At 65.6% G+C, this 24,233-nt stretch carries 25 protein-coding genes, 2 tRNA genes and 1 other RNA gene; 20 read left to right on the forward strand and 8 right to left on the reverse strand.

All coding sequences use genetic code 11. The features are described from left to right. Nucleotides 1-4: 4 nt before the first annotated feature. The 4 genes from QU595_RS21615 (at nucleotide 5) to QU595_RS21630 (ending at nucleotide 3,576) form a co-directional block, all read left to right on the forward strand. The gene (locus tag QU595_RS21615; protein WP_410000550.1) at nucleotides 5-1,915 is read left to right on the forward strand and encodes an ABC transporter ATP-binding protein; all 1,911 of its coding nucleotides are present in this window, start codon (nucleotides 5-7) and stop codon (nucleotides 1,913-1,915) included. After that, complete coding sequence (gene dapB / locus QU595_RS21620) at nucleotides 1,912-2,736, forward strand: 4-hydroxy-tetrahydrodipicolinate reductase (RefSeq protein WP_315925794.1); 825 nt, start codon at nucleotides 1,912-1,914, stop codon at nucleotides 2,734-2,736. Before QU595_RS21615 ends, dapB begins: the two co-directional genes overlap by 4 nt. Nucleotides 2,737-2,764: 28 nt before the next feature. Beyond that, complete coding sequence (locus QU595_RS21625) at nucleotides 2,765-3,385, forward strand: 2,3-bisphosphoglycerate-dependent phosphoglycerate mutase (RefSeq protein WP_315925796.1); 621 nt, start codon at nucleotides 2,765-2,767, stop codon at nucleotides 3,383-3,385. Between the two features lie 106 nt (nucleotides 3,386-3,491). Then, nucleotides 3,492-3,576 (forward strand) — tRNA-Leu (locus tag QU595_RS21630). Nucleotides 3,577-3,830: 254 nt separating this feature from the next. Here QU595_RS21630 and QU595_RS21635 read toward each other — a convergent pair. Beyond that, a complete protein-coding gene (locus QU595_RS21635) occupies nucleotides 3,831-4,424 on the reverse strand; it encodes a dimethylsulfonioproprionate lyase family protein (RefSeq protein ID WP_315925798.1) in 594 nt (197 codons plus the stop codon). A 123-nt stretch (nucleotides 4,425-4,547) separates the two neighbouring features. Further along, a complete protein-coding gene (aroA, locus tag QU595_RS21640) occupies nucleotides 4,548-5,921 on the reverse strand; it encodes a 3-phosphoshikimate 1-carboxyvinyltransferase (protein ID WP_315925800.1) in 1,374 nt (457 codons plus the stop codon). Nucleotides 5,922-6,122: 201 nt separating this feature from the next. Between aroA and QU595_RS21645 the strand changes: the two genes are divergently transcribed. The 7 genes from QU595_RS21645 (at nucleotide 6,123) to QU595_RS21675 (ending at nucleotide 11,661) form a co-directional block, all read left to right on the forward strand. Further along, entirely contained in the window at nucleotides 6,123-6,509 is a 387-nt protein-coding gene (locus QU595_RS21645; RefSeq protein ID WP_315925803.1) for a TIGR02300 family protein, read from the forward strand. Between the two features lie 164 nt (nucleotides 6,510-6,673). After that, a tRNA-Ala gene (locus QU595_RS21650) sits at nucleotides 6,674-6,749 on the forward strand. Between the two features lie 320 nt (nucleotides 6,750-7,069). Next, nucleotides 7,070-8,278: an ABC transporter substrate-binding protein gene (locus QU595_RS21655; protein ID WP_315925805.1), complete on the forward strand. Its 1,209-nt coding sequence runs from the start codon at nucleotides 7,070-7,072 to the stop codon at nucleotides 8,276-8,278. Nucleotides 8,279-8,310: 32 nt separating this feature from the next. Further along, complete coding sequence (locus tag QU595_RS21660) at nucleotides 8,311-9,075, forward strand: ABC transporter ATP-binding protein (RefSeq protein ID WP_315925807.1); 765 nt, start codon at nucleotides 8,311-8,313, stop codon at nucleotides 9,073-9,075. Continuing rightward, on the forward strand, nucleotides 9,075-9,785 hold the full coding sequence (locus tag QU595_RS21665) for an ABC transporter ATP-binding protein (protein ID WP_315925809.1): 711 nt from the start codon (nucleotides 9,075-9,077) through the stop codon (nucleotides 9,783-9,785). The genes QU595_RS21660 and QU595_RS21665 overlap by 1 nt, the downstream gene beginning before the upstream one ends. Nucleotides 9,786-9,791: 6 nt before the next feature. After that, on the forward strand, nucleotides 9,792-10,679 hold the full coding sequence (locus QU595_RS21670; RefSeq protein WP_315925811.1) for a branched-chain amino acid ABC transporter permease: 888 nt from the start codon (nucleotides 9,792-9,794) through the stop codon (nucleotides 10,677-10,679). A 1-nt stretch (nucleotide 10,680) separates the two neighbouring features. Then, complete coding sequence (locus tag QU595_RS21675) at nucleotides 10,681-11,661, forward strand: branched-chain amino acid ABC transporter permease (RefSeq protein ID WP_315925813.1); 981 nt, start codon at nucleotides 10,681-10,683, stop codon at nucleotides 11,659-11,661. Nucleotides 11,662-11,681: 20 nt separating this feature from the next. Here the strand turns inward: QU595_RS21675 and nudC are convergent, their stop codons facing one another. Both nudC and QU595_RS21685 read right to left on the reverse strand, forming a co-directional pair. Continuing rightward, on the reverse strand, nucleotides 11,682-12,632 hold the full coding sequence (gene nudC / locus QU595_RS21680; protein ID WP_315925815.1) for an NAD(+) diphosphatase: 951 nt from the start codon (nucleotides 12,630-12,632) through the stop codon (nucleotides 11,682-11,684). 32 nt (nucleotides 12,633-12,664) lie between these two features. Continuing rightward, nucleotides 12,665-13,084 (reverse strand): HIT family protein, encoded by a 420-nt coding sequence (locus tag QU595_RS21685; protein WP_315925817.1) that lies wholly within the window; start codon nucleotides 13,082-13,084, stop codon nucleotides 12,665-12,667. Nucleotides 13,085-13,216: 132 nt separating this feature from the next. Between QU595_RS21685 and ffs the strand changes: the two genes are divergently transcribed. From ffs to QU595_RS21715, 6 genes are all read left to right on the forward strand, one after another. Continuing rightward, nucleotides 13,217-13,313: signal recognition particle sRNA small type (ffs, locus tag QU595_RS21690), an RNA gene on the forward strand. 139 nt (nucleotides 13,314-13,452) lie between these two features. After that, on the forward strand, nucleotides 13,453-15,270 hold the full coding sequence (locus QU595_RS21695; protein ID WP_315925819.1) for a DNA polymerase III subunit gamma/tau: 1,818 nt from the start codon (nucleotides 13,453-13,455) through the stop codon (nucleotides 15,268-15,270). Nucleotides 15,271-15,291: 21 nt separating this feature from the next. After that, entirely contained in the window at nucleotides 15,292-15,615 is a 324-nt protein-coding gene (locus QU595_RS21700; protein WP_315925821.1) for a YbaB/EbfC family nucleoid-associated protein, read from the forward strand. A 246-nt stretch (nucleotides 15,616-15,861) separates the two neighbouring features. Further along, the gene (locus QU595_RS21705) at nucleotides 15,862-16,728 is read left to right on the forward strand and encodes a cell wall hydrolase (protein WP_410000551.1); all 867 of its coding nucleotides are present in this window, start codon (nucleotides 15,862-15,864) and stop codon (nucleotides 16,726-16,728) included. Between the two features lie 117 nt (nucleotides 16,729-16,845). Further along, on the forward strand, nucleotides 16,846-17,451 hold the full coding sequence (gene recR, locus QU595_RS21710; protein ID WP_315925825.1) for a recombination mediator RecR: 606 nt from the start codon (nucleotides 16,846-16,848) through the stop codon (nucleotides 17,449-17,451). 175 nt (nucleotides 17,452-17,626) lie between these two features. Further along, nucleotides 17,627-18,904 (forward strand): lytic murein transglycosylase, encoded by a 1,278-nt coding sequence (locus QU595_RS21715; RefSeq protein ID WP_410000552.1) that lies wholly within the window; start codon nucleotides 17,627-17,629, stop codon nucleotides 18,902-18,904. Between the two features lie 3 nt (nucleotides 18,905-18,907). Here QU595_RS21715 and QU595_RS21720 read toward each other — a convergent pair whose 3' ends face one another. Beyond that, complete coding sequence (locus tag QU595_RS21720) at nucleotides 18,908-19,915, reverse strand: LLM class flavin-dependent oxidoreductase (protein WP_315925829.1); 1,008 nt, start codon at nucleotides 19,913-19,915, stop codon at nucleotides 18,908-18,910. 87 nt (nucleotides 19,916-20,002) lie between these two features. After that, nucleotides 20,003-21,175 (reverse strand): AI-2E family transporter, encoded by a 1,173-nt coding sequence (locus tag QU595_RS21725; protein ID WP_315925831.1) that lies wholly within the window; start codon nucleotides 21,173-21,175, stop codon nucleotides 20,003-20,005. 255 nt (nucleotides 21,176-21,430) lie between these two features. On the opposite strand from QU595_RS21725, the gene QU595_RS21730 reads away from it, so the two are divergent. Beyond that, the gene (locus QU595_RS21730; RefSeq protein ID WP_315925833.1) at nucleotides 21,431-21,859 is read left to right on the forward strand and encodes a DUF6481 family protein; all 429 of its coding nucleotides are present in this window, start codon (nucleotides 21,431-21,433) and stop codon (nucleotides 21,857-21,859) included. Between the two features lie 138 nt (nucleotides 21,860-21,997). Here the strand turns inward: QU595_RS21730 and sugE are convergent, their stop codons facing one another. Together sugE and QU595_RS21740 are read right to left on the reverse strand one after the other, a co-directional pair. Next, a complete protein-coding gene (gene sugE, locus QU595_RS21735) occupies nucleotides 21,998-22,312 on the reverse strand; it encodes a quaternary ammonium compound efflux SMR transporter SugE (RefSeq protein ID WP_315925835.1) in 315 nt (104 codons plus the stop codon). 169 nt (nucleotides 22,313-22,481) lie between these two features. Then, nucleotides 22,482-22,604 (reverse strand): hypothetical protein, encoded by a 123-nt coding sequence (locus tag QU595_RS21740; protein ID WP_315925837.1) that lies wholly within the window; start codon nucleotides 22,602-22,604, stop codon nucleotides 22,482-22,484. Nucleotides 22,605-22,738: 134 nt separating this feature from the next. Here QU595_RS21740 and QU595_RS21745 point away from each other — a divergent pair, with 134 nt between their 5' ends. Beyond that, nucleotides 22,739-23,698 (forward strand): cation diffusion facilitator family transporter, encoded by a 960-nt coding sequence (locus QU595_RS21745; RefSeq protein WP_315925839.1) that lies wholly within the window; start codon nucleotides 22,739-22,741, stop codon nucleotides 23,696-23,698. A 126-nt stretch (nucleotides 23,699-23,824) separates the two neighbouring features. Then, complete coding sequence (locus QU595_RS21750; protein WP_315925841.1) at nucleotides 23,825-24,232, forward strand: GFA family protein; 408 nt, start codon at nucleotides 23,825-23,827, stop codon at nucleotides 24,230-24,232. Nucleotide 24,233 lies beyond the last annotated feature (1 nt).

A 24,233-nucleotide genomic window follows, 5' to 3' on the forward strand; every position in this document is an offset into this window, starting at 1 on the left:
CTATATGACGAAGCCGGGCGCCACGCGCGCCCGTGCGCGATGCACGAAGCGGACCTGGTACTTGACTTCCAACGAACCAAAAAAGCGGCCGGCACCCAGCGAGATCATCGCCGTCATAAGGCGCATCCTGGCGGAAAACGGGCGCGACTATATCGGCCTCTATGTTCTGGCTGCCATTTGCCTGATCGCGGTCGCGGCCACGACCGGCCTTGCGGCATGGATCATGAAGCCGCTGGTGGACGATATCTTCGTGGAGCAACGCTATGAGCGCGCGCCGCTGATCTGCGGCGCCATCATCGCCATTTTCATCGTGCGGGGCCTCGCCACCTATGGGCAGGCGGTCACGCTGTCGCGGATCGGCAACAGCGTCGTGGCGCGTTACCAGAAGCGCGTGTTCCAGCATCTGATGCGGCTCGGCGTCAATTTCTACAACGCCAACCGCTCCGGGCGGCTTGCCGCCCGCATCAACGAAAACGTCGCCGGCATCCGCGACCTGCTCGGCATGACCATGAAGTCCATCGTCGGCGATCTGGTGTCGCTGATCGGCCTGATCGGCGTGATGGTGTGGCAGCAGCCCTTCCTGGCCGCCAGCGTGCTCCTCGTGGGCCCGCCGCTGGTCTGGGCGGTGAACTACATCATGCGGCGCCTGCGGCGCGTGACGCGCGAGTCGGTCGAGATCAATTCCCACCTGATCGGCGCCATGCAGGAAGCCGTGCAGGGCATCACCGTGGTGAAGGCCTTCACCATGGAGGAGCAGTTGTCCCGCAAGATCGGCGAGCTCGTGGACCGGGCGGAGGCGCGCTACAACAAGATCGCGCGGGTCTCCGAACGTCTGACGCCGGTGTCGGAAATGCTCGCCGGCTTCGCGGTGGCCGGCGTCATCGGTTATGCCACCTACCGGGCGGCCATCGACAACCATCCCCCCGGCGACGTCATGGCCTTCATCACCGCATTGCTGCTCGCCTACGATCCGGCGCGGCGGCTGGCGCGCACGCAGGTCAATGTCGAGCGCGCGCTGGTCAACGCGCGCATGATCTACGAACTGCTCGACATGCAGCCGCAAGGCGACGCCGCCGGCGCCATCGAGGCGGTCGTCAAGCAGGGCGAGGTGCGCTTCACCAATGTTTCCTTCGGCTACGCGCCCGATGCGCCGGTGCTGCGCAGGCTGAGCTTCACCGCCGCCGCCGGCAAGACGACGGCCATCGTCGGCGCTTCCGGGGCGGGCAAGACCACGCTGGTGGCACTGCTGCAACGGCTCTACGACCTGGATTCCGGCGTGATCGAGGTGGACGGCCAGGACATATCGAAGGTGACGAAACGTTCGCTGCGCCGTTCGATCGCCTATGTCTCGCAGCATCCCTATCTGTTCGAGGGCACGATCCGCGACAATATCCGCTACGGCAAGCCTTCGGCGACCGACAACGAGATCGAGCTGGCCGCGCGGCTGGCGCAGGCCGACGAGTTCATCCGCCGCCAGCCGCAAGGCTATGAATCGCCGATCGGCGAAAACGGCGTCACGCTGTCGGGCGGCCAGCGCCAGCGCATCTCGATCGCGCGGGCCATGGTGCGGCAGGCTCCGATCCTGCTGCTGGACGAGGCGACTTCGGCGCTGGATACCGAATCGGAATCCAAGGTGCAGGAAGCGCTGACCGAAGTGATGCAGGGGCGCACGACCATCGTCATCGCGCACCGCCTGTCCACGGTCATCAACGCCGACCACATCGTCGTGCTGGACGAAGGCCGGCTCGTCGAGGAAGGCACCCATGCCGAGCTGATGGCGAACCCGCATGGGGTCTATGCCCGGTTCCATCGCATGCAGGACGTCAGGGGCCTCGGGCTCGTAGACGACAGCGGATCCGAAGCCGTTGCGGCGACGGAGCCAGAACACGAAAAGACAGCCGGGAGGACCGCATGAGCGATGCCGCGACCGATATGGGACTGGTGGTGGTGGGCGCAGCCGGACGCATGGGCCAGGCGCTGATCCGCGCGGTCGCGACCATTCCCGGCGCGCGCGTCGCCGGGGCCATCGAGCGGGCCGGCTCGCCGCATGTGGGCAAGGACGTCGGCGAACTGGCCGGCATCAGCCGCATCGGCGTGGCCATATCGGACGATCCGCTGCAGGCATTCGCCCATGCCGAGGGCGTGCTCGACTTCACCGCGCCGGCTGCGACGGTGGAGTTCGCCGGCTACGCCGCGCAGGCGCGCATCGTCCACGTCATTGGAACCACCGGCTGCTCGCCGCAGGACAATGAAAAGATCGCCGCCGCCGCGCGTCATGCGACGATCGTGAAATCCGGCAATATGAGCCTCGGCGTGAACCTGCTGGCCGTTCTGGTGGAGCAGGCCGCCCGGGCGCTCGACCCGGAGGACTTCGACATCGAAATCCTGGAAATGCACCACAGGCACAAGGTCGATGCGCCGTCCGGTACGGCCTTGCTTCTGGGCGAGGCCGCCGCCGCCGGGCGCGAAATCGCGCTGGCGGAGAACAGCGTGCGCACCCGCGACGGCCATACCGGCGCGCGGCGCAGCGGTTCGATCGGCTTCGCCACCCTGCGGGGCGGCTCGGTGGTGGGCGAACACACGGTCTTCCTTTCCGGTCCGGGCGAACGCATCGCGCTCTCGCACCACGCCGAAGACCGCGCCATCTTCGCGCGCGGCGCGGTGAAGGCGGCCCTTTGGGCACGGGGCAGGAAGCCCGGCCTCTATTCGATGCGAGACGTGCTCGGTTTCGCCTGAGCCGCCCGAAAAACTGAAGGAGAAAAGATTGTCGCGAACTCTCGTGCTCGTGCGCCACGGACAGAGCGAATGGAACATGAAGAACCTGTTCACCGGCTGGCGCGACGTGGACCTTACCGAACAGGGCGTGGCGGAAGCCAAGGCAGCCGGCCGCAGGCTGGCCGAGCGCGGGCTCAAATTCGACATCGCCTTCACCTCGGCGCTGAAACGGGCGCAACGCACCTGCCAGTTCATCCTGGATGCCACCGGACAGAGCGACCTAACGACGATCCGCAACCAGGCGCTGAACGAGCGCGACTATGGCGACCTCAACGGCCTCAACAAGGACGACGCCCGCGCCAAATGGGGCGAGGAGCAGGTGCATGTCTGGCGCCGCTCCTATGATACGCCGCCGCCGGGGGGAGAAAGCCTGAAGGACACCGGCGCGCGCGTGTGGCCATACTACCTGCATGACATGCAGCCGCATGTGCTGCGCGGCGAAACGGTGCTGGTGGCGGCCCACGGCAATTCGTTGCGTGCCCTGATCATGGGGCTGGAAGGCATTTCGGGACCGGAGATCGTCAAGCTCGAATTGGCGACGGGCGTGCCGATCGTCTACACTCTCAACGCCGATTCGACCGTGGCCACCAAGGAGGTTCTGGCCGGCTGACAGCCACGGATCACCCGCGCCGCAGCGTTGGCCGGCAAACCGTGGAGCGCATTTGAAAAAAGCGCGTTGACACGGTCCGCCCACCCGCTTACATGAGCGCGCACCAGCCCAGATGGCGGAATTGGTAGACGCGCACGGTTCAGGTCCGTGTGCCGCGAGGCGTGGAGGTTCGAGTCCTCTTCTGGGCACCAGTTTCAAGCGAAAGCCCCGCATTGGCCGACAATGCGGGGCTTTTCCGTTCTCAGCCCAAACTCAAGGCTTTTGAGCATCCGCTGGGACGAGGATATGGCCATAGCGCGTTCGATTTATTGCGCGCCGTTGCGGGCCGTGTCTGAATCCCAGCGTGGAAGAAGCATAACTTCCACCACCTCAGGCTGATTCGGCCCGCATCATCGCTGGATGGTGCGGGCTTTTTGCACCGCTCGTCGCTTGCGCGCGCGGACGTTCAGGCTGATTGCAGCGCCCAGAACGCGAACAGAGGCTTGTCGCCTGAACGCATGGCGTGCCGGATTCCGGGCTCGTTGTAGAAAGACCCGCCAATGCCCGGCGAGAACCAGGGGTCCTTGCCGTGCCAGAACTCTCCTTCCGACAGCACCAGATAGACCTCTTCCGGCGCATGGTCGTGGTCCGGATAGCGGACGTTGGGCGCCAACAACGAGACGCCGAGCCAGATGTCCTTGCGCGCTTCGAGGCCGCCCGGGCCGACGATCATCGCGTTGGCATGGCTGCTGGCGAAGTTCCTGCTGGCCGACGCGTCGACTTCCGAGCGGTTGGACCATTGCAGGCGCGGTTCCAGTGCCTTGAACCGCTCGACCAGCGGGCGCAGCGCCTCGTGCGCCGATGCCGCGGCCAGAGCGCCTTCAAGATGCGAGCAGGTGGGCAACCGACGTCCGGGGCCCGAGCGTTCGACACCTGGCGTCTCCAGCGCCGCCGAGATCTGCCGGATCGTGCGGCGCGATTCGGGATCCCGCGCATGGCGCCCGAACGCGGCAAGGGCCGCGTCGATGAACTGCTGGAATGCTTCGCTGCGAAGTGCCATGCGGCAAGGAAACCAGACACGGCGCGGCCTGGCAACAGGAAGCTGAAGGGCTGCGACAGCTTCCCGTGGTGCACCCCTGCCGATGCTCCCCGCCGCTACGGTACGGACGGGGAGCGCTAGCTGTCAGCGGCCTGCGGCTTCGGTGTCGATGCCGGCGCCCAGGTCCCGCATCAGGCCCATGAATTCGGGAAAGCTGGTGGCGATCATGGTGCGGTCGTCCACCGTCACCGGCCGCTCCGAAGCAAGCCCCATGACCAGGAAGCTCATGGCGATGCGATGGTCGAGATGGGTCCTGACCGCGTCCTTGCCGCCGGCCGGGCCGCCAAGCCCCTTGCCGCCGGGCACGCCGCGCACGGCCAGCGTCGCCTCACCCTCGGTGCAGTCGACGCCGTTCAGCTTCAGTCCCGCGGCGACGGCGGCAAGCCGGTCCGATTCCTTGACGCGCAGTTCCTCCAGCCCCTGCATCAGCGTCTCGCCTTCAGCGAAGGAGGCCGCGACCGCCAGCACCGGATATTCGTCGATCATGGACGGCGCGCGCTCCGGCGGCACCGTCACGCCCTTCAGTTCGGAGTGGCGCACGCGCAGGTCGGCCACGTCCTCGCCGCCGGCATTGCGAGGATCGAGGACGTCGATCCTCGCGCCCATCTCCAGCAGCGTGGTGATCAGCCCGGTGCGGGTCGGGTTCATCAGCACGTTCCGGATGGTGATGTCCGAACCCGGCACGATCAGCGCCGCGACGAGCGGGAAAGCGGCCGAGGACGGATCGCCCGGCACGGCGATCGTCTGCCCGGCAAGCTTGCCTTGCCCTTCGATGAAGATGTGGCGCACGCCGCGCTCGTCCGTCTCCACCTCGACATTGGCGCCGAAGCCCTTCAGCATCTTCTCGGTATGGTCGCGCGTCATCACCGGCTCGATCACCGTGGTGACGCCCGGGGTATTGAGGCCGGCCAGAAGCACGGCGGACTTCACCTGCGCGGAGGCCATCGGCACGCGGTAAGTGATCGGTGCGGCATGTTTCGGCCCGCGCAGGGTCAAGGGCATGCGGTCGCCCGGCGCCGACTTCAGCACCTGGACGCCCATCTGGCGCAGCGGATCGAGCACGCGGCCCATGGGCCGGCCGGAGAGCGAAGCGTCGCCAACGAAGGTCGTTTCCATGTCGTAGGTGCCGACCAGTCCCATGGTGAGGCGCGAGCCGGTGCCGGCATTGCCGAAATCGAGCGGCGCCTGCGGCTGCAGCAGCGCGCCATTGCCGGTTCCGCGGATGACCCATTCGTCGCCGCGCTTCTCGATATGCGCGCCCATGGCCTTCATGGCCTCGCCGGTGCGCATCACGTCCTCGCCTTCGAGCAGGCCGGTGATGCGCGTTTCGCCGGAGGCAAGCCCGCCGAACATGAAGGAGCGATGGGAGATCGACTTGTCGCCCGGCACGCGGGCAATGCCGGAAAGCGGCGGCGACCGCCGCGCGGTCGCAGGGTTTGGCTTGGCGTCGTGCGCCATTTTCTGATGTCCTGGGTTTGTCTGGCCGAGCGCTGGCTCAAAGCCGGGTGGTCGTTTTTGCGGGGATGTACCTAACATGGCGAAAGGCGGCCGTCATCCCCGAAAAAGTCCGGAAAAAGGCCCGCCGCACCCCGGCATTTGGCTTTGACAGCGCGGAAAACTGCGATTAAGGGGACCAGACTTTTCCGTACGAGGCTTGCCGTGGCGAAACCCGAACTTGGCACAAAACGAATCGACCCTGAGACGGGCCGTAAATTCTACGACCTGAACAAGGACCCCGTCGTCTCTCCCTATACGGGCAAGAGCTATCCGCGCTCCTATTTCGAGGACAGCAAGATCAGTTCGATCGAAGAGGACGAAGAGGTCGAGGACAAGGAACAGGACGGCGAGGAAGAGGGCGCCGAGCTGGTGTCTCTCGAGGACGCCGAAGAAGAATCCAAGGGCGACGACCTTCCCGACCTGGGCGATGACGAAGACGATGTCGACCTCGGCGACGATGACGACGACACCTTCCTCGAGGACGAGGAAGAAGGCGACGACGACGTCTCCGACATGATCGGCGTAGGCGACGACGACGACGAAAACTGACGCCTCAGGGGGCAGCCGAAACATGCTTTTCGTGTTTCGGCAAAAAAGCCCCCATTAAGGCTTGCCAATGATCGAAGGCGGCGCTAGAAGCCGCCTGCACTTGACGGCGGGACCCCAAGCCCGCCGACGGAAGCCGGAAACGGCACCGGCCGCAGGCCGGAAGTGGGGCCATAGCTCAGTTGGGAGAGCGCTTGAATGGCATTCAAGAGGTCGTCGGTTCGATTCCGATTGGCTCCACCAACTTCCTAGCCCATAGCAGTCGTTTCGATCACGTCCCGACGGTCGCGTGACGCTCGGCCGTGGACCCAGCCTTGCTTCCCGCGCTGCGTTTCTGCCAACGGCAACCGAGTATTTGCGGCGCATTCGCCGCCGGGGCGAGCCTGCAACGCCCGTGCCGTCTGCAACCAAAGTAGCTGTTCCCGCATTGTCGGCTCGTGTTACGGTTCGCCACCGGACCCTGCCCAGGCATGGCCAGCGTCATGCCCGACACCGGAAGCGCCAACGTGAAGACACGGGCGCTTCCGCCAGAGGCAGGCGATGCACAAGGGAGGTTTTCGCGAATGATGAGGTCCTATCTTGCCCCGGCCGTGCTTCTGGCGGCGATGGCATTACCCGCTTCCGCCGCCGAGATTTCGGACGGCAAGGTCAAGATCGGCATTTTGAACGACCAATCGGGCGTCTATGCCGATTTCGGCGGCAAGTGGTCGGTCGAGGCCGCCAAGATGGCGGTCGAGGATTTCGGCGGCAAGGTGCAGGGCGCGCCGATCGAGGTAATCGACGCCGACCACCAGAACAAGCCCGACATCGCCTCCAACATCGCGCGCCAATGGTACGACACCGAGCAGGTGGACGCGATCATGGAACTCACCACCTCCTCTGTGGCGCTGGCGGTGCAGGGCATCTCCAAGGAAAAGAAGAAGATCGACATCGTCACCGGCGCGGCGGCGACAGACCTCACCGGCAAGCAATGCTCGCCCTACGGCTTCCACTGGGCATACGATACCCATTCTCAGGCGGTCGGCACCGGCGGCGCGCTGGTCGAGCAAGGCGGCGACAGCTGGTACTTCATCACCGTGGACTACGCCTTCGGCTATTCGCTCGAGGAGCAGACCGCCAAATATGTGAAAGCCCATGGCGGCAAGGTCCTGGGCGAGGTGCGCTATCCGCTCGGCGCGACCGACTATTCCTCCTTCCTGCTGCAGGCACAGTCTTCCGGCGCCAAGATCATCGGCCTCGCCAATGCCGGCCTCGACACCTCGAACTCGATCAAGCAGGCGGCGGAATTCGGCATCGTCGCGGGCGGGCAGCGCCTGGCGGCGCTGCTGTTCACGCTGGCCGAAGTGCATGGTCTCGGCCTGCAGGCGGCCCAAGGGGTGGTGCTGACGGAAGGCTATTACTGGGATCGCGACGACAAGAGCCGCGAATTCGCCGAACGTTTCTTCAAGCGCACCAACCGCATGCCCAACATGATCCAGGCCGGAACCTACTCGGCCGTGCTGCAATATCTGAAGGCGATCGACAAGGCCGGCACGGACGAGACCGAAGCCGTGGCCAAGCAGCTCCACGAAATGCCGGTCAACGACGTCTTCACCGGCAACGGCAAGGTGCAGGCCGACGGCTCGATGGTGCACGACATGTATCTCTACCAGGTCAAGAAGCCTGAGGAGAGCAAGAAGGACTGGGACTACTACACGTATCTGGCGACGATCCCCGGCGACCAGGCGTTCCTGAAAGCCGAGGAAAGCGGCTGCCCGCTCGTCTCCAAGTGAAAGGCGCAACCGCTGTGGCCGAAGCGCCCGGCATGGATGTACCTAAGCCGCGGGTGGTGCTTTCCGCCCGCGGCCTGCGGCGCGATTTCGGCGGCTTCGTCGCCGTCAACAATGTCGATCTCGACGTCCATCACGGCCGCATCCACGCGCTGATCGGCCCCAATGGAGCCGGCAAGACCACCGTCTTCAACCTGCTGACCAAGTTCCTGGAGCCGAGCAGCGGCAGGATCGAGCTGCTCGGCCAGGACATCACCCGCACCCCGCCGGCACGGGTGGCGCGCATGGGCCTGGTGCGGTCGTTCCAGATTTCGGCTACCTTCCCCCATCTCACCGTGCTGGAGAACGTGCGTGTCGCCCTGCAAAGGCCCGGCGGCCTGGCCGTGCAGTTCTGGCGGCCGCTGTCCGCGCTCGACCGGCTGACGCCGCGCGCGGAAGAACTGCTGGAGGCCGTAGGTCTCGCGAACGCCCGTCACCGCCTCGCCGGCGACCTGTCCTATGGCCGCAAGCGCGTGCTGGAGATCGCCACCACGCTGGCGCTCGATCCGAAGGTGCTGCTTCTCGACGAACCGATGGCCGGGATGGGACATGAGGATGTCGGGACGGTCTCCGAGATCATCCGCTCGGTGGCCAGTGACCGCGCCGTGCTGATGGTGGAGCACAATCTGTCGGTGGTGGCCGATCTGTGCGACTGGATCACGGTGCTGCAACGCGGCGAAGTGCTGGCGGCCGGCGACTATCCGACCGTCGCGTCCGACGAGCGCGTGAAGGTGGCCTATATGGGCATGGAGGAAGGCTGATGGCCGACGCCTCGCCCCTGCTCAGCCTGCGCGGCCTCAATGCCTGGTACGGCGAAAGCCATGCGCTGCACGGCGTCGACCTCGACGTCCGTCGCGGCGAAACGGTGACGCTGCTCGGCCGCAACGGCGTCGGCAAGACCACGACGCTGCGCGCGGTCATGGGGCTGATCCGCAAGCGCACCGGCAAGATCGCCTTCGACGGGCAGGACCTGATGCGGCTGCCGCTGCACCGCACCGCCCATGCCGGGATCGGCTTCGTGCCGGAGGAGCGCGGCATCTTCGCCACGCTGACCGTGGACGAGAACCTTCTCCTGCCGCCGGTCGTGGCCAGGGGCGGCATGAGCGTCGAGGAGATCTTCGAGCTCTTCCCGAACCTCAAGGAGCGGCGCAACAGCCCCGGCACCAAGCTTTCCGGGGGCGAGCAGCAGATGCTGGCGATCGCACGCATGCTGCGCACCGGGGTCACCATGCTTTTGCTGGACGAACCCACGGAGGGGCTGGCGCCCGTCATCGTGCAGCGCATCGGCGAACTTCTGTTGACGCTCAAGGCGCGCGGCATGACCATCCTGCTGGTGGAACAGAATTTCCGTTTCGCCAGCCGGGTCGCCGACCGCTTCTACCTGATGGAGCACGGCAAGGTGGTGGGCGGCTTTCCGGTCGCGGAGCTTTCCGCCCACATGGACGAACTGCACCAGGTGCTGGGAGTCTGAGGCTTCATGACCACGATCTTCGGAATCCCCATCCAGGCTTTCCTCGGGCAATTGCTGGTCGGCCTCATCAACGGCTCCTTCTACGCCATGCTGAGCCTGGGGCTGGCCGTCATCTTCGGCCTGCTGCGCATCATCAATTTCGCCCATGGCGCGCTCTACATGCTCGGCGCCTTCGTCGGCTATCTGCTTCTGGTCAAGTTCGGGATCGGCTATTGGCCGGCGCTGGTCCTGGTGCCGCTGGCGGTCGGGCTGTTCGGCATGGCGGTCGAGCGGCTGGCGCTGTCGCGGCTCTACGGCATAGACCCCCTCTATGGCCTGCTGTTCACCTTCGGCCTCGCCCTGACCGTCGAGGGCATCTTCCGCTATTATTACGGCGTGTCGGGAAACCCCTATTCGGTGCCGCCGCTGCTGGCGGGCGGCACCAATCTCGGCTTCATGTTCCTGCCCAACTACCGCGGCTGGGTGGTGGTCGCATCGCTTGCCGTGTGCCTCGGCACATGGCTGCTCATCGAGAAGACGCGGCTCGGTTCCTACCTGCGCGCGGCGACCGAGAACCCGCGCCTCGTGCAGGCCTTCGGCGTCAACGTGCCGCTGCTGCTCACCCTCACCTACGGGCTCGGCGCGGCGCTGGCCGGCCTGACCGGCATCCTGGCCGCGCCGGTCTACCAGGTCAGTCCGCTGATGGGTTCAGACATCATCATCGTCGTCTTCGCCGTGGTCGTGGTGGGCGGCATGGGCTCGATCCTCGGCGCCATCGTCACCGGCTATGTGCTGGGATTGGCCGAAGGGCTGACCAAGGTGTTCTATCCCGAAGCTTCCAACATCGTGATCTTCGTCATCATGGCCATCGTGCTGTTGCTGCGGCCGGCAGGCTTGTTCGGAAGGGACGCCTGAGATGGCCGAGACCGCGCTGCGACAGACACGGACCGGAAACGCCTCGCGGCTGGAGATCGCGCTGATCGCGATCGGCGTGCTGGCGCTGCTGGTCGCGCCGTTCTTCGTCTATCCGATCCTTTTGATGAAGATGCTGTGCTTCGCCCTGTTCGCCTGCGCCTTCAACCTGCTGCTCGGCTATACCGGCCTGCTTTCCTTCGGCCACGCCACCTTCTTCGGTGGCGCCGCCTATTTCTGCGCCCACGCGGTCAAGGTGTGGGGCTGGCCGCCGGAAGCCGGTATCCTGCTAGGCGTCGTGGGCGCGGCCGCGCTCGGCCTGGTCATGGGTTTCTTCGCCATCCGCCGGCAGGGCATCTATTTCGCCATGATCACGCTGGCGCTGGCGCAGATGTTCTTCTTCTTCTGCGTGCAGGCGCCGTTCACCCAGGGCGAGGACGGCATACAGGGCGTGCCGCGCGGCATCCTGTTGGGCTTTCTCGACCTCAGCCGGCCGCTCAACATCTATTATTTCGTGCTGGTCGTGTTCCTGGCAGGCGTTTTCGCCATCTGGCGCATCGTCAACTCGCCCTTCGGCATGATCCTGCGCTCGATCCGCGAGAACGAGAACCGCGCCATCTCGCTCGGCTATTCGGTGGCCGGCTACAAGCTCGCCGCCTTCGTCATGTCGGCGGCGCTCGCCGGGCTCGCCGGGGCGCTCAAGGCCGTTGTCTTCCAGTTTGCCACCCTGACGGACGTGACATGGCAGATGTCGGGCGAAGTGATCCTGATGACGCTGCTGGGCGGCATCGGCACCATGGTCGGCCCGATCGTCGGCGCGGGTCTGGTGGTGGGTCTGCAGAACACGCTGGCGACCTCGGGCTTCCCGGTGACGATCGCCACCGGCGTCATCTTCATGGTCTGCGTGCTGGTGTTCCGCAAAGGCATCGTCGGCGAGATTCAAGCCTGGTGGGCCGGCCGCAGGGAAAACGAGCCGAGAGGCTGAGTCCGGAGACAATCCCAGCGTCAGCCCTGATCGCCGCTCTCCACCCAGGCCCGGATCAGGTGGTGGGCAATGGCGCCGGCGGGCGGCGTGACGAGGCCGTCCGGATGCGTGCGCGCCAGCATCAGCCGCACCTCGTCGCGCCGAAACCAGCGGCAGTCCTCCAGTTCGGACAGGTCGGGCTGGATTTCCTCGCCGAGCGGTTCGCCGAAACAGCCGATCATCAGCGAATAGGGGAACGGCCAGGGCTGGCTGGCATGATAGACCACGCGGCCGAGCCGGATGCCCGCCTCTTCGAAGGTTTCGCGACGCACGGCGTTCTCGATGGTCTCGCCCGGTTCGATGAAGCCGGCCAGCGCCGAATACATGCCCGGCGCGAAATGCGGGCTGCGGCCGAGCAGGCATTTGTCGCGCGTCACGGTCAACATGATCGCCACCGGGTCGGTACGCGGAAAATGGTCGGCGCCGCAGGCGGGGCAATGGCGCCGGAAACCGCCGGCACGCATCTCGCTCTCGGCCCCGCAGCGGCTGCAGAAGCGATGGCTGGCGTTCCAGGAAAGCAGCGCGGCAGCCTGGGCCAGTGCGCCGAGCGCGGCGGCATCGAGCAGGCCCTGCGTATAGATCGAGCGATGGTCGATCGCCTTCGATCCGTCCGGCAGCGCCTCCGGCTCGAGCCCCGCCGTCGCGGCCAGCACCGGCCCCGCCCGGTCGAAGCCGAGAAGAACGGCCCTGGCCGGTTCGGCGCCCAGCGCCTCCGCCTCCGCAAGACCATGCCATGGATCGAAGACACCATCGCGCAGCTTGAGATAGAGCCGGCCGTCACGTACCAGCAGCAGCCGCGCCCTTGCGTCGGCAAGAGCCAGCTGCACGCAATCGTCGGGCCGCTTCTCCGAGCGGCTGTCGATCGCATTGCCGGCGAAGCCGACGAACTGGCTGGGCTCGCGCAACGGCGCGTCGAAAAGCGGAAAGGACATGGTGCGGAATCTGCGGTGGTGACGGCGGGTCGTTATAGCGCCGTGCGCAGCGTTTCAGCAAATTTGCGCGCCTCGCCCCGCCGATAGGGCTCCCGCAGCCCGTGGCCCCAGACGGGACCCGGCCAGCCGGGATCGCCTTCGGAGCGGGCGACGACATGTACATGCAATTGCCGCACGATATTTCCCAGGGCGCCTGTGTTGATCTTGGCGCAACCCGTGGTTCGCTTCAGCGCCTGGGCGACCATATTGGCTTCAAAGGTCAGCATGGCCTGATCGAGCGGCGTGAGGTCGTGCAGTTCCTCGATGCCGGGACGCTGCGGCACCAGAACGAGCCATGGCCAACGCCGGTCGTTCATCAACCGCAACTCGCACAGGCCGAGCCACATCAAATGCTCGCTGTCCGCCTCCAACCGGGCGTCCAGCGTGAAACCTGCCTTCAGGCCCGGCAGCATCGGCGTGTTCCCTCAATTTTCCGGAAAGCTAGAACGATGATGGCGCCGCCGCAAGGGCGTCGATGGCCCTATTGGGCATCAAGCAGGCCTGCGCTCTTGCATTTCCTCCCCGGATTGCCGATATGGACCTTGGGAGGTTGGTGGTGGACGATCCACTCGCCAACCGGGTCAGGTCCGGAAGGAAGCAGCCCTAACGAGCAAGGAACGGGTCATTGTTCCAGCCTCCCGCCTTCCCTCTTTCGCGGCCCTGACGCATTGACGGCGAGGTGCCGCGCGCGCGAAAGTCCGCGAGGGAGAAACAGGCCGCGCACGCGGCCCGCCACCAGCGGCCGCACGCAGGGGCCGGTCGTCAGGATTTGTCGAGGCCGATGAGCGAAGCCGGAAATCTTGGGACGGACAATTCCGAATCCGCAGGCGTTTCAGGCGCCTATCGGGTTCTGGCACGCAAATACCGGCCCTCCAATTTTTCCGAACTGATCGGCCAGGAGCCGATGGTGCGCACGCTGACCAATGCGTTCGCCACCGGCCGCATCGCACAGGCGTGGATGCTGACCGGCGTGCGCGGCGTGGGCAAGACCACGACGGCCCGCATTCTGGCCCGCGCGCTGAACTACAAGACCGACACGACCAACCAGCCTTCCGTCGACCTTTCCCAGCCCGGTGAGCATTGCCAGGCGATCATGGAAGGGCGCCATGTCGACGTGATCGAGATGGACGCCGCCTCCCATACCGGCATCGACGACATACGCGACATCATCGACCGCGTGCGCTATGCGCCGGTTTCGGCCCGCTACAAGGTCTACATCATCGACGAGGTGCACATGCTCTCCACGCAGGCCTTCAACGGCCTGCTGAAGACGCTGGAAGAGCCGCCGCCGCACGTCAAATTCATCTTCGCCACCACCGAAATCCGCAAGGTGCCGATCACGGTGCTGTCGCGCTGCCAGCGCTTCGACCTGCGCCGCATCGATGCCGGCGCGCTGGTCAGGCACCTGGCCTCCATCTCGGCCAAGGAAGGCATCGCGGTGGACGACGAGGCGCTGGCGATGATTGCCCGGGCAGCGGAAGGCTCGGCGCGCGATTCGCTCTCCATCCTCGACCAGGCGATCGCCCATGGCGGCGGCCGGGTCGATGCGGAAACCGTGCGCGCCATGCTGGGCCTTGCCGACCGCGCCCGCATCGTCGACCTGTTCGAGCACGTCATGAAGGGCGACGTGGCGGCGGCGCTGGCCGAACTGCGCGCGCAATACGACACGGGAGCCGATCCGGCCGCCGTGCTGACCGATCTTGCCGAATTCAACCACCTCGTCACGCGCTTGCGCTTCGTGCCGGGCGCGGCCGACGACGCCACGCTGTCGCAGGACGAGCGCGAGCGCGGCGCCGCCTTCGCCGAGAAGCTTTCGGTGAAGGTGCTGGCGCGCAGCTGGCAGATGCTGCTCAAGGGCATACCCGAAGTGCAGTCTTCCAACCGGCCCGTCAGCGCCGCCGAGATGGTGCTGATCCGGCTCGCCCACGCCGCCGACCTGCCGACGCTGGACGAAGCGCTGAAACGCCTGGACGACGGCGCAGCCATACCAGCGGCGCCGCGCGGCAACGGCGCCGCCGCGCCGTCCGGGGGCGGCGGACAAGGTGCAAGCGCGGTGGCGCCGGCGCGCATTCCGTCCGGCAATAGCGGCGGCGCCCCGGCCATGCGGCTGGTGGAGCCCGTGCCGGAACAGGCCGCCTTCATCGCACCGCCCGCCCCGGAACCGGAAGCGCCCGCGGTCCAGGTGAAGTCGCTGGCCGATATCGTCGCGCTGGCCGACCAGAATCGCGACCTCGCCTTCAAGGTACTCGTGAAACGCTGCGTGCGCCCGGTGCGCTTCGAACCGGGCCGGATCGACGTGGCGCTGACGGCCGATGCGCCGAAGACCCTGCTGAACGACCTGTCGGTGAAGCTCAAGGCCTGGACGGGGCGGCACTGGATGGTGTCGCTGTCCAAGGAGGAAGGCGGCGCGACGCTTTCCGAGCTCGAATCGGCCAAGCGCGAGAACGCCATCCTCGACGCCAGGGCCGACCCGACCGTCGCGGCGATCCTCGCCCGCTTTCCCGGCGCCAAGATCATCGACGTGCGCATACCCGACGGGGCCGATGGCGAAGACACGGACATGGCCGCCGAACCGCCGGCGGATGACGACGACAACTGATCAAGAACAAGGAATTCGAGGATGAAGGATCTTCTCGGCCTGATGGGCAAGGCGAAGGAAATGCAGGCCAAGTTCCAGGCCATGCAGGAGGAGATCGCCGCGATGGAGGCCTCGGGCCAGGCCGGCGGCGGGCTGGTTTCGGTGACGCTGACCGGCAAGTTCGAAATGAAGACGCTGAAGATCGACCCTTCGCTGTTCAAGGAAGACGAGGTCGAAATCCTCGAGGATCTGATCCTTGCCGCGCACAATGACGCCAAGGCCAAGGTCGAGCAGGCGATGCAGGAAAAAACAAAAGCGCTGACAGCGGGAATGCCTCTGCCGCCCGGCATGAAACTGCCCTTCTGAGCAGTAACAACAGGTATATCCGAACCTGCCAAAGACAAACACAAGTCTACTTTCCGAAGGCAAGCGCACTGCGGATGATGACGGTACTCAACCGTTAACGATTCCTTACGCTTTCCTTCCTTGGCGCCTCGCCCTCACCGAATGTTTCATCCGGTATGATATCGTGCTCCCCGCGTTAACTTTTTAGCCTTCCTTTTGCCTAAAAGAATCTCATTCTGGCCGCATCGGGGACGTGGCGGTAGCAAAATGAGGCAGGGTTTGTTGATCGCCAAGCGATGCAGGGCGCTATTTGTGTGTGGCGCAGTCGTTTCTCCCGTCTTGCTGGCCGCCTGCAGCCAGACCACTCACGCTCCCACCGCCAGCTTCACCGAAACCATCACGCCCAGCGGAACGCGGATGCAGCCCTACCGCTATACGGCGAAGGACCGGGAATGTCTGGAGCGGGCGATGTTCTTCGAATCCAATCGCTCCAGTCCTGACGGAATGGTCGCCGTCGGCACGGTGGTGATGAACCGGCTGCGCTCCGGCAAGCATGGCAACACCATTTGCGACGTGGTCGGCGAACGCGGACAGTTTGCGCCGGGCGTGATGACGCGGCGCATGGAGTCGGGAGCCCTTCCGGACGTCGTCACCGCGGCACAATCCGTGCTGGACGGCAAGCGTCATCCGCGCCTGAAGAACGCCATGTTCTTCCACACCGCCGGCCTGAAGTTCCCCTACAACAACATGCATTACGTGGCGGTCGCCGGCGGCAATGCCTTCTACGAGAAGCGCGGCCGCAACTGGGAACCGCTGCCGCCGGATTCGGAATTCAAGGTCGTGGCCGCCGATCCGACGGCGCCGGCGCGGCTGACCGGAACCCCGAGGGAGCTGCAGGCGATTGCGGTCGCCTCGGCCGAACCGCTCACCATCACCACGGTCAAGAACGCCCGGATCCAGCCGCAGCCCGATCCGTCGCGTTTCGGCACCCTGCCGGAGAAGGCAGAGCCTGCGCAGGTCATGACGGCCTCGGTCGTATCCGACACGCAGCAGTCGAGCCTGGGCTACCAATCGACGCCGGAGAACACCGACGCTATCGGCGCGCTGATCATGAGCGAGAACCGGCCGCTCTGACGGCCGCTCAAAAACGGGATTCCGGAAGGCCGCCAGCCAACGCATGAGTTGCGGCGGCCTTTTTCGCGAGCGGACGACGGCCTGTTTTCCGCCCGCGTTCCGCTCTATACCGCTTGAATGTCCAAGCGAATCGCCGGTCCCGAGATCGAACGCCTGATCCAGCTCCTGGCCAAGGTGCCGGGGCTCGGGCCGCGTTCGGCGCGTCGGGCCGCGCTGCATCTCATCAAGAAGAAGGAGCAGCTTCTCGCGCCGCTGGCCGCCGCAATGGGCGAGGCGGTGGAGAAGGTGCGCGTCTGCTCCACCTGCGGCAATGTCGACACCGCGGACCCGTGCATGATCTGCACCGATCCGCGCCGCGACCCCGCCACGCTGATCGTGGTGGAAGACGTTTCGGACCTGTGGGCGCTGGAACGGGCAGCGGCGATGAACGTGCGCTATCACGTGCTCGGCGGTACGCTGTCGCCGCTCGACGGCATCGGACCGGACCAGCTCAACATCCGTTCGCTGGTCGATCGGGTGGCCGCCGGCGAGGTCAAGGAGGTGATCCTTGCCGTCAATGCTACTGTGGAGGGCCAGACCACCGCCCACTACCTGACAGACCAGCTTTCCGGCTTCGAGGTGAAGGTGACGCGGCTGGCGCACGGCGTGCCGGTGGGCGGCGAGCTCGACTATCTCGACGAAGGCACGCTGGCGGCAGCGCTGAAGTCGCGCACGGCATTTTGAGGATATCTCCAAAGCACCCATGGCCGCGAGCTCTGAGAAAGCCACCCCCCTCTGGCCTGCCGGCCATCTCCCCCTCAAGGGGGGAGATCAGCGGTTTCTGCCTTCCCGTCATGCCCGCAGCGTTGGCGAGTGGCGAAAGCCTGCGCGACATCCAATCCCCCCCCTTGAGGGGGAGATGGCCGGCAGGCCAGGGAGGGGTGCAGCGCCGCGAAACATCTTTTCGAACATAGTGGTGGCTTTCCTCGTTGCTTTCGTGGCTGCGTGTCTTGGCCTTCCCGCCAAAGCCGCACAGATCGACGACCAGTTCCGCGCCTGGCTGAAGAGCGACCTGTGGCCGGAAGCCAAGGCCAAGGGCATCGCGCAAAAGACCTTCGATGCCGCTTTCGACGGCGTAAGGCCGAACCTTAAGCTGCCCGATCTGATCATGCCCGGCCAGAAGCCGACGACGCCGGAAAAGCAGCATCAGGCCGAGTTCGGCTCGCCTGGCGCTTATTTCGCCGAGAAGACCGTGCTCGCCGTGACCTCAGGGGGCCGCGCCCGCGCCGCGCAATACGCCGCGACGCTTTCGTCGCTCGAAAAGCGCTACGGCGTGCCCGGCGACATCCTGCTGTCGATCTGGGGCCGCGAGACCGGCTACGGCCGGGCCAAGATGCCTTACGACGCTTTCGAAGTGCTGGGCACCAAGGCGTTCATGGCACGGCGCAAGGACATGTTCCGCACCGAACTTCTGGCGGCTTTGGAGATCGTGCAGCGCGGCCTTGCGCCGGTCGGCGCGATGAAATCCTCCTGGGCAGGTGCGCTCGGCCAGCCGCAATTCATGCCGACCTCTTTCCTCAAGCATGCGGTGGACGGCGATGGCGACGGCCGCGCCGACATCTGGAACTCGGTGCCGGACACGCTGGCTTCCATCGCCAACTTCCTCGACCATTACGGCTGGGTGAAGGGGCGTGACTGGGGTTTTGAGGTGACGGTGCCGGCGAGCGTTTCCTGCTCCCTGGAAGGGCCGGACCGCGGCAGGAAGATTTTCGAATGGGCGAAGCTCGGCGTTGCCCGTATCGGCGGCAAGCCGTTCCCGGCCGACGAGGCACGGCAGGAGGGCTTCCTGCTGATGCCGGCGGGCCGCCAAGGCCCCGCCTTCATCGTCACGCCGAATTTCTACGTGCTCAAGGAATACAACACCAGCGACCTCTATGCGCTGTTCATCGGCCACAGCGCCGACCGCATCGCCCATGGCGACCGCGCCTTTTCGGCGGGCTGGGGCAATGTCGGCGGGCTGATGCGCTCCGACATTGCCGCCATGCAGCGCACGCTGGAGAAAAAGGGCTACGATGTCGGCTCGGCCGACGGCCTGCCCGGCTTCAAGACACGCCGCTCGATCGGCGAGTGGCAGGCCAAGGCCGGCCGCGCCGCCACCTGCTTCCCGGAGGCGCCGTTGGTGAAAGAGCTGCAGTAGCCGTTACGCAGCCTTTTCCTTCGACACCTGTCTGCCGACCTCGGCCAGAATCTCGAAGGAGCGCACACGCGCCGCATGGTCGAACACCTGCGCGGTCACCATCAATTCGTCGGCGCCGGTGCGGGCCAGGAACGCCTCGATGCCGCGCCGGACCGTTTCCGGCGAGCCGACCACCGCGCAGGACAGCGCCTGCGCCAGCATGGCGCGTGCGGCAGGGTCGAGATCGCGGTCGTAGTTCTCGACCGGCGGAGGCAGCCGGCCGGGCCGGCCGCTGCGCAGGTTGACGAAGGCCTGCTGCAGCGAGGTGAAGAGATATTTCGCCTCGGCGTCGGTGGGCGCGGCCACGACATTCAGGCCCAGCAGGATATGGGGCCTGTCCAGATGTTTCGAAGGCTGGAAGCGCGTGCGGTACATTTCCAGCGCGTGATCGAGTTCGGCGGGCGCGAAATGCGAGGCGAAGGCGTAGGGAAGACCCAGCATGGCCGCGAGTTGCGCGCCGTAAAGGCTGGAACCGAGAATCCACACCGGCACGTTTTCGCCTTCTCCCGGAATCGCATGGACGCGCTGGCCTTCCACAGGCGGCTCGAAATAGGAGATCAGTTCGACCACGTCCTGCGGGAAGGTGTCGACGCTGGCATCCATGTTGCGGCGCAGGGCACGCGCCGTCAGCATGTCCGTGCCCGGAGCGCGGCCGAGCCCGAGATCGATGCGGCCGGGATGCAAGGCCGCCAGCGTGCCGAACTGCTCGGCGATGACCAGCGGCGCATGGTTCGGCAGCATGATGCCGCCCGCGCCGACCCGGATGGTCTTCGTGCCGGCCGCGACATGGGCAATGACCACGGAAGTGGCGGCACTGGCGATGCCCGGCATGTTGTGGTGTTCGGCCAGCCAATAGCGCTTATAGCCGAGCCGCTCGGCATGGCGGGCGAGATCGAGCGAGTTGGCCAATGATTGCGAGGCGCTGCCGCCTTCGACGATCGGCGACAGGTCGAGAACGGAAAGGGCGGCCATATGAGCGTTTCACCTGTTGCTTGAAGCGGTCCGCCGCATATAGGCAGCGCCCGCCGCGCACACAAACCGGGACGGATTGGTCCAGCGTCAGGCAGCGGCCTTGCCGGACGGCCCCGCATCCTCCTCCTCTTCCCCGTTCTCCTCGTCCGCGGATTGCTGGGCGGACAAAAAGTTGCCGACATGCGCCAAGCCGTCGAAATGGTCACAGAACACCTTGACGACCACCAGCAGCGGCACCGCCATCAGCGCCCCAACAAAGCCCCACAGCCATGACCAGAAGGCGATGGCGATGAAGATGGCCACGGCGTTGATCTCCAGCCGGCGCCCGACGATCATCGGCGTGACGAACTGGCCTTCGGCGATGTCGCACAGGAGCACGAAGGCCGGCGCCAGCAGCGCATAGGAGATCGTGTCGAAACTGATCAGCGCGATCACCGCCACCAGCACGATCGTCGTCAGCGCGCCGATATAGGGCAGGAAGTTGAGCAGCGCCGCGAGCACGCCCCAGACCAGCGGATTGGGCATGCCGAGCACCCACAGGCCGAGCGCGATCACCGCGCCGAGCCCGGCATTTATGGCGGCGACCGTGAACAGGTAGCGCGAGATCTCGCGCTCCACATCGTAGACGACACGCAGCGCCCGCTTCTTTTCGCTCATCGTGCCAAAGGACTGGATGATCTTCTCGTAAAAGAGCGTGCCGGACGCCAGCAGGAACAGCGACAGCACCGCCACGATGGTGATGGAGGTGCCGGCGGACAGCAGGTTGCCGGCGGCCTGCGACACGATGCCCGGCTGCGCCACCACCACCTTCTGAACACCCGGTTCCTGGGTCGGCTCGGTCATGGCGCCGAGCTGCTGGGAGATATGCATCAGCCGTTCATAGGGGCGACGCAACGGCGCAAGACGCTCGGTCAATTGCTGGCCGATGGAAGGCGCGTTGTTGACCAGATCGATGACGGGTCCGCTGAGGAAATAGCCGGCGCTGCCGACCAGCGAGAGCGACAGCAGCACCAGGAGCGTGGCCGACAACGCGTCGGGCACGCCGCGCTTGCGCAGAAAGCGGACGATGGGCGTCAACGTCAGCGCCAGCAGGAAGGCCAGGATCACCGGCATGAAGAAGTCTTTGCCGAAATACAAGGCATACACCGCCATGATCAGGAAGATGCCGGTGAGCAGCCAGCGCATGTGGCGCGATTCAGCGATCACACCCGTGCGGACGGCTGCATCTGCATCCTCCGGGGAAGTCAATCCGGACTTCATCGCAATCCCCTCGCCTGCCGCACCGCCGTGGCGCGGGTTGGCGTGACAACGTCGCGACGGCGGTTGAAGTTCCAAATGTTCTGGCTAGAACCGATGCCATGCCCCGCAGGGCGGGGAGCCGGCCTTGAGGGGTCGGATCACGTGTCTTTCAACTGCCACATGCCAGATTTTCATGGCTGACATATCGTTTTGGCGCTTGAACTCTGGACACTGACGCGTATGTAAACGTCGCAAATTGACTTCAGGGAAACAGATTTGGCTATCTACAGGGAAAAGGACATCTTCGAACGGCGTAATGCCGCGAACGAAGCTAAGCGGGCGCTGCTGGAGCGCTTCAAGACAAGGCCAGCGGCGGACGACCCGGCAGTGCTGGCACGTCAGGCCGAGCGCAAGGCCATCCTGGAAGCGCGCGCCAAGCGCGAAGCGGAAAAGCAGCGTCTGAAGCAGGAAAGGCTGGCGCGCGAGGCGGCCGAACGGGCCGCGCGTGAGGCGACCGAGGAAGCGGCCCGCCGCGAGGCCGAGGCCAAGGCGGCCGCAGAAGCGCAGGCGCGCGAAGCGGAAGAGAACGAGCGCATCGCGCGTGTTCTGGCCGACGACGCAGCCCGCAAGGCAAAGCGCGACGCCCGCTATGCGGCCCGCAAGGCACGCGTGGGCCGTACTCCTCCGGGCTTCACCGCCCGCTAGGCGGACAGTTTCAGGAAAAGCGGAAAGGCCACCCGGCGACGGATGGCCTTTTTTGGCGTGTCTGGATGCCGGAACGTTTGCAGCCGGGCGCAATCGTCTCGGCGGCGGCGCCAACCATCGCTCGGGACGAGTTGTGAATCAGGCCGCGAGTTTCAGCCCGATGATGCCGCAAACGATCAGGCCGATGCAGACGATGCGCGCAACGGCTGCCGGCTCGCCCAGCAGCACGATACCGAGTATAGCGGTGCCGACCGAGCCGATGCCCGTCCATACGGCATAGGCGGTGCCTACCGGCAGCGACTTCAGCGCAAGGCCGAGCAGAGCCATGCTGACGATGATCGACAGGACCGTCAGGACGGTGGGGACCGGCTTGGTGAAGCCGTCGGTGTATTTCAGGCCGATGGCCCAACCGACCTCGAACAAGCCGGCAAAGAACAATATGACCCAAGCCATGGGGCGCTCCAGGGTTGGCTGGGTCGTCCCGGCCGGTTGCATTCGCTGCGAGGTCGTCCTCGACGCCAATCGATAGGAATTCAGGACCGAGCGGTCAATAGCCGGCCGCAGTGCCAAAAGGCACCGGCGGGCGGGCATCCGTTCCAGCCCGCCGGCGGCTGCTCGGGAACTATTTCTCCTTGATCTTCATCGCCTTTACCGGCTGCGCCTTGATGGCCGGCGCAGCCGGTTTCTTGGCATCCTTCTTCGGCTTGCGCGGCTCCTTGGCCGCCTTCATCTGGCCTTTTGCCATTATGTCTTTCTCCGATGACGACGGATGGAAGTGAAGCAACAGAATCGCCCGACGGCAAGAGCGCAATACGGCCGGACTGTGCGCCGGCAGGCTCCGCTCTATGTTGGAGGGCGGAGAGCTTCAGGGACGAGACAATGGCGGCGCGCGGCGAATCAAAGAAGGTCATCTATGCGGCGTTGGCCGGCAATCTTGCCATCGCGCTGACCAAATTCGTCGCCGCCGCTTTCACCGGAAGCTCCGCCATGCTTTCGGAGGGCGTGCATTCGCTGGTCGATACCGGCAATGGCGGCCTGCTGCTCTACGGCATGCACCGTGCCGCCCGTCCGCCCGACCGCATGCATCCGCTCGGCCATGGCCGTGAACTCTACTTCTGGAGCTTCATCGTCGCGCTGCTGGTGTTCGCGCTCGGCGCCGGCGTGTCGTTCTACGAGGGCGTGACGCACATTCTCGCGCCGGAACCGATCTCCGACCCCAAGGTGAACTATATCGTGCTGGGACTTTCCCTGTTGTTCGAAGGCGCCTCGTGGACGGTCGCGCTGCGCGAATTTCGCAGGACCAAGGGCCGACAAGGCTGGTTCCAGGCGGTGCGCACGAGCAAGGACCCGAGCGTCTACACGGTGCTGTTCGAGGACAGCGCCGCCATGCTCGGCCTTCTGGTGGCCTTCGCAGGCATCCTGGCCGCCGATCTGCTGGAGATGCCGGAACTGGACGGCGTCGCCTCCATCGGCATCTCGGCCATACTCGGCGCGACCGCCGTCTTCCTGGCGCGCGAGAGCAAGGGGCTGCTGCTCGGCGAGCCGGCCGCGCCGGAGGTGCAGCGAAGGGTACTGGCCATCGCCGCCGAAGATCCCGCGGTGCAGCGCGCCAACGGCATTCTCAGCGTGCATATAGGTCCCGAGGAGATCGTCGCCGGACTCAGCATCGAATTCGAGGACGAACGCACCGCGCAGGAAATCGAGGCTTGCGTGGAGCGGGTCGAGGCGCGGCTCAAAAGAGAGCTCCCGCAGATCACCGGCCTGTTCATCAAGCCGCAGGCGGCCGGTACCTGGGAAAGGCGCAGGCAGGCGATCGCGGCCGCGGAGCAGGCCGGATAGGGGAAATCGCAAGATTTTGACCGGCGGATTTCTCAAGTCCGGTGCAAAATCGCCTTGAACGGACGACTATGGTCGCCGACCCTGCGGCATAGGGGTTCGAAGGCTGACACGACTGGAGGAACGACGATGCGCATAGACGGCGGCTGCCATTGTGGCGCCATCACCTACCGGGCGGAAGTCGACCCGGAACTGACCTCGATCTGCCATTGCACCGATTGCCAGCAGCTCACCGGCACGGCCTTCCGGGTGACGGTGCCCGCGCCGGAGGACAAATACGAGATCACCAAGGGTTCGCCCAAGGTCTACATCAAAACCGGCGACAGCGGCGCCAAGCGCGCGCAGGCATTCTGCGCGGAATGCGGCTCACATCTCTACGCGACATCCGTCGGCGACGGGCCGAAGGTTTATGGCATCCGGGCCGGGACCGCACGGCAGCGGCAGGAACTGGTGCCGCGCAAGCAGATCTGGCACCGCTCCGCGCTGCATTGGCTGCCTGAATTCGACGACATGGAAACGGTCGAGAAGCAGAGCTAGA

It is taken from the genome of Mesorhizobium sp. SP-1A (assembly GCF_032460275.1).
GTDB lineage: Bacteria > Pseudomonadota > Alphaproteobacteria > Rhizobiales > Rhizobiaceae > Mesorhizobium.